We start from the raw sequence: 10,756 nt of genomic DNA, 5'->3' as shown, positions 1-10,756 counted from the left end.
TTTACAAACGGTTTGTTCAACCACCGCCGAGATAGAGCGCTCGCTACTATCCTGCGCAATAGCCACGACGTTAACCCGGGCCTGGGCCAGCGAGGCAAAAAACTTTGCTGCGACGCCGCGATGCTGACGCATACCATCGCCCACCAGACTAACAATCGCCATATCGGCCAGAATACTGACCGGGCGCAGTAAACCGGTTTGCAATTCCAGCTCAAATTCCTGCTCCAGCGCTTTTTGCGCCCGGTTCAGGTGCAGTTGCGATACACAAAAACTGATACTGAACTCAGAGGAAGACTGGGTGATTAAACTCACCGAGATTTGCGCCCTGGCCATGGAGGCAAACACCCGGCTAGCCATACCGACTACGCCTTTTAACCCAGGCCCGGATACCGTAAACAATGCCAGGTGCTCCAGACTCGAAATACCCTTTACCAGCGCTTCGCCATCGCCGTTAACATCAATGCAGGTGCCGGGTGCAGCCGGATTCAGGGTATTTTTGATGTAACAAGGGATGTGATAACGCGCTAATGGACCAATAGTTTTTGGATGCAGTACCTTAGCGCCAAAATAGGACAGCTCCATCGCCTCATCGTAGGATAAGCGGTCAATCAGACGGGTTTGCTTCACCTGTCGCGGATCGGCGCTGTACACGCCATCGACATCGGTCCATATTTCGCAAGCTTCAGCCCGCAGACTGGCCGCGACAATTGCCGCAGAATAGTCGGAACCATTGCGACCCAGCAAGGCGGGCTCACCCTGGCTATTACTGGAAACAAAACCGGCTATAACGTATACCGAGGCGCCGTGCCCGGCAATAGCCTGCTGCAGGGTGCGTTCAGAGCCCGCAATGTCGGCCGTGGCGTTAAGATAATCACCCTGACTTTTAATCAGTGTCACCGCGTCCAGGGCAACGGCCTTAACGCTGTCAGCGCGAAGCAATTCGGTCATTAACGCCACACTAAATTGCTCACCCAAACCCAGAATCTGCGCTTTAATATGATCCGGGCAATGTCTTAGCAGGCTGATCCCCTGCAGATGCAGCGCCAGTTGCTTTAACTGCTGCTGCCATAAGGCTTGCACTTCGCTCACCTGCAACGCAGATAACGCCGTGGCATCATTAAGCAGCTGTTGATAACGTTCAGTCAGCGCGGTTAACACTTTCTGATAATCTGAACCCAGATAAGCGAGGTCGGTCAACTCTACCAGCATATTAGTGACGCCCTGGGGGGCAGATAACACCAGGCACACCGGGCTGCTGGCGACCTGACGCTGCACAATGTGCCCAACTTCGGCAAAGCGTGGCAATGATGCCAGCGACGAGCCGCCAAATTTTAGCACTCTCATTTTTTTTACTCCTTGCGCATCAAATTAATTGTTATGTTGTTATTGCCGACCAAGGCCAGGTAACTACCTGCTAATGTGTAAAAAAAAACCCGTGACATTTGAGGTCACGGGCCTTTTTACAGACAACACACCGCCGACCTCCTACCCCGAAGGGCTGGTGGTAATAATAATGGTGGTGAGGTCTGCTGTTCTTATTTTCATGTTAAGCACTATGCACAGACTTGTAGACGTCTGTCAAACAAAAAATAGCCGCCATCATGATTTTACCTTTTTAAGGGAATTTATTAACTCAGGATAATACGTTACCACCTGATTACGACCATTCCGCTTGGCTTGATACAAGGCTAAATCGGCTTGCTGGATAAGATCATCGGCGCTACTGGCGCTGTTGAACTGGCTTACGCCAATACTGACACTGGTCATAAGCTGCTGTTGTTTGTATTCAATCGGGCTGGCAGCAACCCGCCGGCAAATACGTTTGGCCACCTCAATAGCACCGTCCAGCGGCGTATCGGGTAGAATAATGGCAAACTCTTCGCCGCCGTAACGCCCAAATAAATCGGTTTCCCGCAATAAGCTGCCAATTAGCTTCGCCACTTCAATTAATACTAAATCGCCAGCCTGATGGCCATAATCATCATTCAGACGTTTAAATTTATCCAAATCGAAAAACAGTAATGACAGCGGATGCTGATACCGGCCCGCTCGCTGCACTTCAATCTCCAGCTGTTGCTGCCAGTAATTCCGGTTAAGTACCCCTGTTAAACCATCCAGTCGGTTTACCTGCTGCAATTGCAAATTGCTTTGCTGCAACTGGCTCTGATAAACATAGGCATCGGTAGCATCTTCAATCAGCAAGCAGACAAATTGCTCACCGCTGGCAGGTTCGGTCAGTGGTAACATATTGCAGTTTTGCGCCATATACTGATTGGCACTGCTGACTGGTCGCAGATGGGGTAGTTTAAACAAATACTGGCGCTGCTCCCATGAGCTGAACGCCGGGCTTTGCAAACTCAGCACACTGCTCAGCTTACGACTAAGCCATGCTTTGGGTGCATCTGGAAACACACTGAAAATGTCTTTACCCTGAATCGCTTCCAGCTGGATATCCGCCCGTCGGCAAATATAAGGGTTAATATAAACAATGTGCAGCTGGGCATTGAGTAATATGACCCCGCTGTTGAGCTGTTGCAGTAAAGGACCGGACAGCCAGTCAATATTCATTAGAATTCCGCCAGCACATTGTCCAGAATCGTTTTTAGTTTCAGTACGGCCTCACCTGGGATCAACAAAATCATGTTACAGTCGAAACTGTGATCGATAAGCTCGTAACGAATATCTACTTTTAACGCCAATTGCCAGTGAAACGCCGTTTGTTCCAGCTTACTGATAAAGTCATTATCGCGTGACGATATTATCCGCGGTGCCGCGTAAGAGAAACTGTTGTCCAGTTGTTCTGCCAGCCCATTTAAAAAGGTTGTGGTTAAAATTGAACTGATATCGGTCAGCATTTCAGCTTCACTGGCCGCGTCATCGTCATAACCTAATAACGCGGCAATTCTGCCGACATTATCCAGCTGATACAACAGGATAGTTTCACCCCGCAGACCGCCATCACCAAAAAACCCCAGACTGATCATCGAGCTGTTCTGGCCCTGATACTGGCCACGAAACTGTTCAGGAATTTCTGCAGCATTCACTAAACCAATCGCTGGCACCTGCAAATGGACAAAAGTATTAAGAAACCGTGCCAGTTTGTCGCTGGCCAGTCCCATCGCCACATTAATTAGCTCTTGTAAGCAGTCGCGTTGCTCTTCAGTAAAACTCAAGTCCGTCATATCAAGCCATATTGTCGCATCACTGCGCTGAGTTTATCGGTATTTACCGGCTTCTGAATAAATGCCAGTGCTCCGAGATCCATTACCCGTTTTTGCATTTCCGGCTGAATATCAGCAGAGACAACAATCACAAAAACATCCATTTTTTCTGCTTTAATCGCTTCCAGTACGCCAACACCATCTAATTCAGGCATTGTCAAATCCAGGAACACCACGCCGATTTCCCGGCTGCGCAATACGGCTAGTGCTTCCATACCATTGGTAGCCGTTACTATCTCGGCATCAAATGCAACGGGCAGGGATTTTTTCATTTGGTTACGTGCAAGTAAAGAATCGTCACAAATTAACGCGGTTAAAGCCATCAGTACTGCCTGTTTAAAGTTGGAAAAATGCATCTGTTGGTTAAAAAATATATACAGATGGCCGTAAGAATGCAATATCAAGCCAATAATTAGCTCAGCTTTTACCTGCTTGGATCATAGGCAGCTTAACCCGTTGCGGCATGCTCAGCGGTGCTATTGCACTTATTTAGCACCAGCTATTTTAAAAGGCAGCTTTATTCGTTAAGGTAGGGCAGACCAAGTATTATATTATCCGGTGAAAAAAAGGTTATTGCATGCAGCAAAAAAGCCTGTCCCGCAACCTGCTTACCAAGGTGTTGTCAGTCTATTTTATTCTGACGTTAATTGTTACTCTCGCGCAGATTGTGGCAGAGTACTACAACACAAAAAATCTGATTAACAGTGACTTAGAAACGCTACAGCAGACTTTTTCAGGCAGCTTAACCCGGGCAATCTGGGAGCTGAATACCCCGCAAGCGCTTATTATCGCCGATGGATTGCTTTCTATACCTGCGGTAGAAGGTATTGTGGTAAGGGACGACAGTGGTGCTGTTATTACTCAGTTAGGTCGCTACATCGATGTTAAAGAACGGTTCAGCAGTCAGTTAGTGCGCGAGGGTGTGCGCTTAACCGAGCAACAATCTGGCATTTTCGGTTACACCTTTCCGCTTATTTTTGAGTTTTCTGGCAGGGCTACCCAGGTAGGCGATGTCACGCTGTTTTCCAGCCGCGCGGTGGTTATTGACCGGATCAAAGTAGGTATTTATTTTCTGATTGGCAACGCCATGCTGAAAACCACCTTCCTGATTATTTTGTTTTTAATGGCATTTCGCAAGCAACTTACCGAGCCGCTCGCCGATATTAGCCGGCAAATTGAAGATCTGGAGCTTGATCAGCTGGATGGCGCCCGGGTTGATGTTAATAAAAGCCAGTCCTCTGAACTGACATTGATGGCTGATGCTTACAACAGGCTGATTAATCGGGTTCAGGACTACAAAGCACAGCTTGGCAATACCCAGAAACAATTGCTGACCTCAAATGAAAAACTGGACCAGCAAAACCTGCTACTGGAGCAGGAAGTTGCCCGTAAAACCTCAGGCCTTAGTCAGGCAATGATGGACTTGCAGCAACAGAAACAGGAACTGGAACTGAAGCAGCAAAGTTTACGCGAAGAAATTGAACGCCGCCGCCATACCGAAGAGGCTTTGCGTAGCAAGCAAACGGAGCTTGAGCAGCTGGTTGAACATTTAAACCAGGCTCAGGATCGGTTAGTTCAGTCAGAAAAAATGGCGGCATTGGGTGGCCTGGTAGCCGGCATTACCCACGAGGTTAATACCCCTGTTGGCATCGGCGTAACAGCCACCAGCTTTCTGGCCGAAAAGCTGAATAGCCTGCAACACGCCTTCAATGATAAATCACTGACTTCAAAAACACTGGAAGCCTTTATTAATGAAGCGCTACAGGGCACAGATTTATTGCAATCTAACTTAAGCCGGGCATCTGAATTAATAGCCAGCTTTAAACAAATTGCGGTGGATCAGGCCAGTGAAGCAATTCGCACCATTAATCTGGCCGAGTACATTAATGAAGTGATCCGCTCTTTGCAGCCTAACTTTAAAAAGACCCAGCATCAGATAGAAGTAAACTGTCCTGACAACATTATCCTGCGCTGTCCGGCAGGCGCGATTTCACAGATTTTCACCAACTTACTGATGAATTCACTTATTCACGGCTTTGAAAATATGAAAGAGGGTCTGATCCGGATCACCGTGCTGGACGAGGACGACAATGTTGATATCCGCTTCACTGATAATGGCAAAGGCTTAGCTCCAGAGCAGCTGGAGAAACTGTTTCATCCGTTCTTTACCACTAAACGCGAACAGGGTGGTAGTGGCCTGGGTACGCATATTACGTACAACCTGGTACGCCAGACCCTCGGCGGCAGTATCACGGTAAGCAGTGAGCCGGGTCAGGGCTTACACTACCATATTCGCTTTCCAAAAAACCTGAAACTTGACAGCTGATCCGCGTTATACTCGCCAGCTTGTTAAAAGAAGGACAGGTTTTTTATGTGGTTTAAAAATATCCGGGTTTACAAATTAAGTGCCCCGCTAAGCACTGATCCGCAGCAACTGGAAAATGCCCTGGCTGAGTTTAAGTTTGCCCCTTGCACCGGCCAGGAAGCAGTTAAAACCGGTTTTAGCTTCCCGCTGCATGCCAGCATCAAACAATACTGTCATCCGATGGCTCAAGGCTGGTTATTTGCTGTAAAACGCCAGGAAAAAGTATTACCTGCGGCGGTGATAAACGAAGAGCTGCAACCGAAAATTGACGCCATGGCTGCTGAGCAGGGACGGCCACTGAGTCGTAAAGAAAAACAAAGCTTAAAAGAAGAATTAATCCAGACGTTGCTGCCCCGGGCATTCAGCCGCTCTACCCTGACCCATGGCTACTACGATGCTGAGCATAACTGGCTGGTGATCAATACCGGCGGCGCCGGTAAAGCGGAAGACATTCTGGCGCTGCTACGCAAAGCCCTGGGCTCGTTACCGGCACTACCCTGGCTGGATAACCATAAGTTAAACTCACATTTGCAGTTATGGCTACAGAATCAGGCGTTGCCAGAAGGCTTCGTGCTGGGCAATGACGCTGAACTTAAAGCGCCGGATGAAGAAGGTGCTAAAGTCAAATTTACCAACCATCTGCTAAGCGCTGACGACGTACAGAGCCATCTGCAGGATAAGCTGGTAACGAAGATCGCCTTGCAGCAACCTGAAGGGTTGAGCCTGCATGTTAGTGATGATAGCAGTATTAAAGGGATAAAATACCATGAGCTGCTTACCGGCCAGAACGAAGAAATGGGCTGGGAAGATTTAAGCCTGCGACTCGATGCTGATTTGTTACTAATGAGCAGCAGTCTGAACCAGGCTTTGCAGACCATTGCCGTTCGGTTACAGGCAGCAGAAAGCGAGTAGTTAGCGACCAGCAAACCACTAGGGGCATTGCACTGGCGCTATTGAAACAGCGCCCGCACATCCTGATAGCAACCGGCAATTTCCGGTTGCTGCATAAACTCAGGCACCGGCACCAGCTCTTGCGCTACGTAGTTAGCCAGCAGAGCCTGAGCCTGCTCCGGCAAATAGTAGTTACGGTTAATGGCTGCCAGCCGGATAAAGTCTGTATAGCCAGGTACCGGTTCACTTTGCGGCTTACGCCAATGCTCGACCACCGGCATAAACTCTTCACCAAAACCCCAGCTTTTAATAATTTTTAAACCTACTACGGCCGCTATTTTATCAATTAATACCTGCATAAACGCCGGATGGCCAAAAACCTCAGGATGACGCTCGGCTTCAATCAGCACCGGTAAGGCGCCTATGTTATGGATCAGGGCTGCCAGCGCCATGACGTCAGTACTCAGCTTACAATTACGCTGACGCGCTTTATAAAACTGCAAACAGGCTACCGCCACACTGGCCGTTTGCACGCTGTCGCGCCACAATCTGTCCAGTTGCTGCTGAACCTGCTTATGCTGAGATACAAACAACTGCTCCATCGCCATCGCGATGGCAATATTCTTTATCTGGCTTAAGCCAATCCGGGTTACCGCCTGATTTAAACTGTTGACCTGAATAGAACGCCCCATAAAAGCACTGTTAGCCACTTTGATCATTCTGGCTGACAATGCGGGATCCTGACTAATCACATCAGCCATTTGCTGTAAACTGATTTGTGGGTCGTCGGCACGCTCACGAACCTTTAGTGCAATATCGGGTAACGTTGGCAACACCAGTCGATCTGAGCGTATTTTCTCATCCAGAATAATTAATAAAGCACGTTGTGCACTCATCAGGGCTCCCGCCAGTGGTTAATACTCAATTTGGCTATTTTGTGGCTGTTGCGCAATGTGATCCGTTAACTCAAGCAATAACGCTGCGATGGCAGCAGGCTCTCTGGTTACTGCCTGTTCTATCTCTCCTGCTAACAGGGTCACATTTGGGTAGCCCATGCTACCAGCACTGCCTTTGAGGCTGTGGGCAGCAAAACGCAGCGCCGCCCAGTCTTCAGCTTGAAAGTGCTGCTGTAATTCTGCTAACAATCCGGGCAACTGCAAGCCAAACTGCTGCTTTAATGCCTGCATTTGCGGATCCTGATCTAACCGCACCAACCATTCATCTTCGGTATTTTTACGAACGTTAGCAAAACGATTCAGGATCGCCAAAAACTCACTCTGGACCACCGGCTTTCCTAATAATGCCTGACAGCCGGCTCGTTTATAACGTTCAACATCTTCGCTCATTACGTTGGCGGTGACGGCGATAATTGGCACTTCTATCCCGGCATGCCGAATAAGCCGGGTAGCTTCCTCGCCTCCCATTAGCGGCATTTGCATATCCATAAATACCAGATCGAAATCATCTTGTAACGCCCGTTCAACCGCTTTGTGGCCATTATCAACCACCACCACGGTTACCTTACTTTTCTCTAATAATAGTTTAAGCAGCAGCTGATTATCCGGATTATCCTCTGCTACCAGTACCCGGATTGAACTGTCACTGGCTAACACACTACTGCCCGATGTTTGCTTTTGCGAAGGTTGAAAATCGTTAACCAACTCAATGTCCTGCTGCTGACAATGTAAAATCACTTCAAAGCAACTGCCAATTCCTTTGACACTTTCAACCTGAATATCGCCGTCCATCTGCTCCATTAACTTTTTCGAGATCACCAACCCCAGGCCGGTCCCACCGAAGTGGCGGGTCACCGTGGCATCTGCCTGGACAAAGGGCCGGAAAATGCGGGCCAGCTCGTCTTCATTCATGCCTATACCAGTATCTTTTACTTTAATTGATAGCTGCCTGGCCAGCTGATCATAATTTACCTGGAACACCACTTTGCCTTTCTGCGTAAATTTAACCGCGTTACTGCTGAGGTTAAGCAGTACCTGGCGAAAGCGCAGGCTATCGCTGACCAGATATTTGGGTAGTGGGAAATGCCATTTCAGCTGGCATGTTAAACCTTTACCTTGCGCCTGCTCCGAAGCCAGCTGATAAATATCATCAATAGCAGCCAGGCAATCAAATTGTTCGCGCTCTAATTCAAGTTTATCGGCCTCAATTTTCGATAAATCTAAAATATCGTTAATCAGACCAAGCAAATGGTCACCACTTTTTAATACCCGTTTTAAATAGTCTTGCCGTTTTTCAGCGTCGTTTTCCTGCAATGCCTGCTCACTAAAGCCAATAATCGCGGTTAACGGAGTGCGGATCTCATGACTCATATTTGCCAGAAAGACGCTTTTTAAGCGGTTAGCCTGTTCAGCCGTTTCGCGGGCTAAAATCAGTTCTTGGTTCGCCCCAGCCAAATCATCATTAGCACGGGCCAGATCCTGAGTTCGACGCAGTACTTTGTCTTCCAGTTGCTGCTTATAAGCACGCTCCCGCTCGCGGTACACCCGCAACTGGCGCACCATCACATTAAAAGCCGCGAACATGTCACCAAGCTCATCCTGCTTTTTCACTTCAAGCAAAACCGACAAATCACCACGTCCGACCGCTGTTTTTGCTGCCGTAAGCTGTCTGACCGGGCTAAAAATATGCTTAATTAATAACCAATACACTAACAACGGCAGCAACAGACATACCAGAATCATCAACAGCACTAGTACCCGTGACAACCAACGTTGTTGGCCGTGCAGCTGTGCGGGGTCCAGCCCATACAGCAACTGATAATTACCCGGTAAAGGTGCCCCCAATAACTCACGGTACTGGCCAAGTAACAACACACTTTGCAGGCTGTCGGCAGCAATACTTTGCTGGATTTGCCTGAAATTAGTTGGCGCAAAAGCGCTGTTGATCAGCACCGGATCAGCAGCATAAGCAATATTAGCCGTTTTACTGATCAGCAGATTGACACTGTTACTGGTGTAGGGTGAGTTAACAATAGTCTCCAGCAACTCCGGGCTGACCATAATTACCAGATAGCCCCATAAGCGGCGTGATTCGGTAATAGAGCTGAGATAAAGCTTTTTGGCAAAATACAATTTTCGCTCGCGGCTTCCGGGTAACAGCGCCAGGAAATAGCCCTGATCATCAATCATGGCTTGAAGCGGTGAAAAGTACTCATTTCGAAAGCGGTTAGGTACCGCAATGTTATCGGTGATCTCGGGCAGGTGAAGTGCATATTCGCCATTGAGCTGTACCAGCTTAATGGCCTCTATATTGGGGTGTTCTGCCGAAAAGCGTTGCCAGTAACTGAGCAAAGGTGCCAGTAAGGCATTGTCATTGGTTTGCAGGTAGTTATGTAAGTCGAGGTTAAGCGCCAGCATTTGCAGTCGCGTTTGCTGAGAACTGATAAAATCATGTAATTGCTGCTGCTGAGCGGCCAACGCACTACGTACCTGATAGAAGGTTTGTTGCTGCATATAGCGCTGACTGTATTGATAAGACAGATAGCCAAACAATAGCACCGGTAGCACCAGCAATGGCAACATGTAGGCAACCAGTGTTTCTCTTAACCTCATAACTGCACGAGCCTGATCTGCACTTTTAACAATGTCGGTAGCCACAGCATAACCAGCTAACTGACTGGCTACAAGCATATTGACACAAAGGTCTGCTAATCAGGTGGCGGTGTTATGCTGGCGGCTATTGTCGCTCCTGATAAATCGGTCCAGCAGCGCAGGCAATATGGTAAGGTCAGTTATCAGTGCCATTAACATGGCAGCCGCCGTCAACACCCCGAAATAGACACTGGGCAGAAAATCCGAAAAACCAAACACGGCAAAGCCGGCAGCGATGATCACCGACGTAAATACAATGGCCATTCCGGTATGTTTAAACGTAGTACTGATCGCATTATTCCCGCTATGCTGCAGATAAGTATGCACAAAGTGAATGGTATCATCCACCGCAATGCCCATGGCTATGGCAGCAATGGTGATCGTCATCAGATCCAGCGGGATATTCAGCCAGCCAATCAGGCCGACAATACCTAAGGTCGTCAGAATATTCGGTATCAGCGCAATTAAAGCAATTTTCACAGAGCGAAAAATTGCCAGCAATACCATACCCAGCGCCAGATACACTAAACCCAGTGTGGTTACCTGCGAGTCAAACAGACGGGACAAAATATCCTGATACAGTACAAACAGGTTGCTCAGCTGATAGTCTTGTTCAGCCAGACCAACGCTTTGTAAATCGGCATGCAGTTGCTGCATCAGCTGTTCACGAT

9 protein-coding genes are annotated in these 10,756 nt (G+C 48.2%); 2 read left to right on the top strand and 7 right to left on the bottom strand.

Going from position 1 to position 10,756, the window contains the following annotated elements:
• The 4 genes from ABY802_RS14245 to ABY802_RS14230 all read right to left on the bottom strand — a co-directional run.
• Positions 1–1,344 (bottom strand): aspartate kinase (locus tag ABY802_RS14245; protein WP_372627792.1); only part of this gene is annotated, 1,344 nt, incomplete at its 3' end.
• Positions 1,345–1,599: 255 nt separating this feature from the next.
• Positions 1,600–2,568, bottom strand: coding sequence for a diguanylate cyclase (locus tag ABY802_RS14240; protein WP_372627790.1), 969 nt, complete (start codon positions 2,566–2,568; stop codon positions 1,600–1,602).
• Entirely contained in the window at positions 2,568–3,182 is a 615-nt protein-coding gene (locus ABY802_RS14235; protein ID WP_372627789.1) for a chemotaxis protein, read from the bottom strand. Before ABY802_RS14235 ends, ABY802_RS14240 begins: the two co-directional genes overlap by 1 nt.
• Entirely contained in the window at positions 3,179–3,544 is a 366-nt protein-coding gene (locus ABY802_RS14230; RefSeq protein WP_372627788.1) for a response regulator, read from the bottom strand. Before ABY802_RS14230 ends, ABY802_RS14235 begins: the two co-directional genes overlap by 4 nt.
• Before the next feature lie 254 nt (positions 3,545–3,798).
• Here ABY802_RS14230 and ABY802_RS14225 point away from each other — a divergent pair, with 254 nt between their 5' ends.
• Together ABY802_RS14225 and ABY802_RS14220 are read left to right on the top strand one after the other, a co-directional pair.
• Positions 3,799–5,547: an ATP-binding protein gene (locus tag ABY802_RS14225; protein ID WP_372627787.1), complete on the top strand. Its 1,749-nt coding sequence runs from the start codon at positions 3,799–3,801 to the stop codon at positions 5,545–5,547.
• A gap of 45 nt (positions 5,548–5,592) precedes the next feature.
• Entirely contained in the window at positions 5,593–6,498 is a 906-nt protein-coding gene (locus tag ABY802_RS14220) for a recombination-associated protein RdgC (protein WP_372627786.1), read from the top strand.
• A 38-nt stretch (positions 6,499–6,536) separates the two neighbouring features.
• Here the strand turns inward: ABY802_RS14220 and ABY802_RS14215 are convergent, their stop codons facing one another.
• The 3 genes from ABY802_RS14215 to ABY802_RS14205 form a co-directional block, all read right to left on the bottom strand.
• Complete coding sequence (locus ABY802_RS14215) at positions 6,537–7,373, bottom strand: HDOD domain-containing protein (protein WP_372627785.1); 837 nt, start codon at positions 7,371–7,373, stop codon at positions 6,537–6,539.
• 18 nt (positions 7,374–7,391) lie between these two features.
• Complete coding sequence (locus tag ABY802_RS14210; protein WP_372627784.1) at positions 7,392–10,046, bottom strand: ATP-binding protein; 2,655 nt, start codon at positions 10,044–10,046, stop codon at positions 7,392–7,394.
• A 99-nt stretch (positions 10,047–10,145) separates the two neighbouring features.
• A partial coding sequence (locus ABY802_RS14205; RefSeq protein ID WP_372627783.1) for an MMPL family transporter occupies positions 10,146–10,756 on the bottom strand: 611 nt, incomplete at its 5' end.

This window comes from Arsukibacterium sp. (assembly GCF_041616895.1).
In the GTDB taxonomy this organism is placed as follows: domain Bacteria; phylum Pseudomonadota; class Gammaproteobacteria; order Enterobacterales; family Alteromonadaceae; genus Alishewanella.
This window is presented reverse-complemented; position numbering and strand designations above follow the sequence as displayed.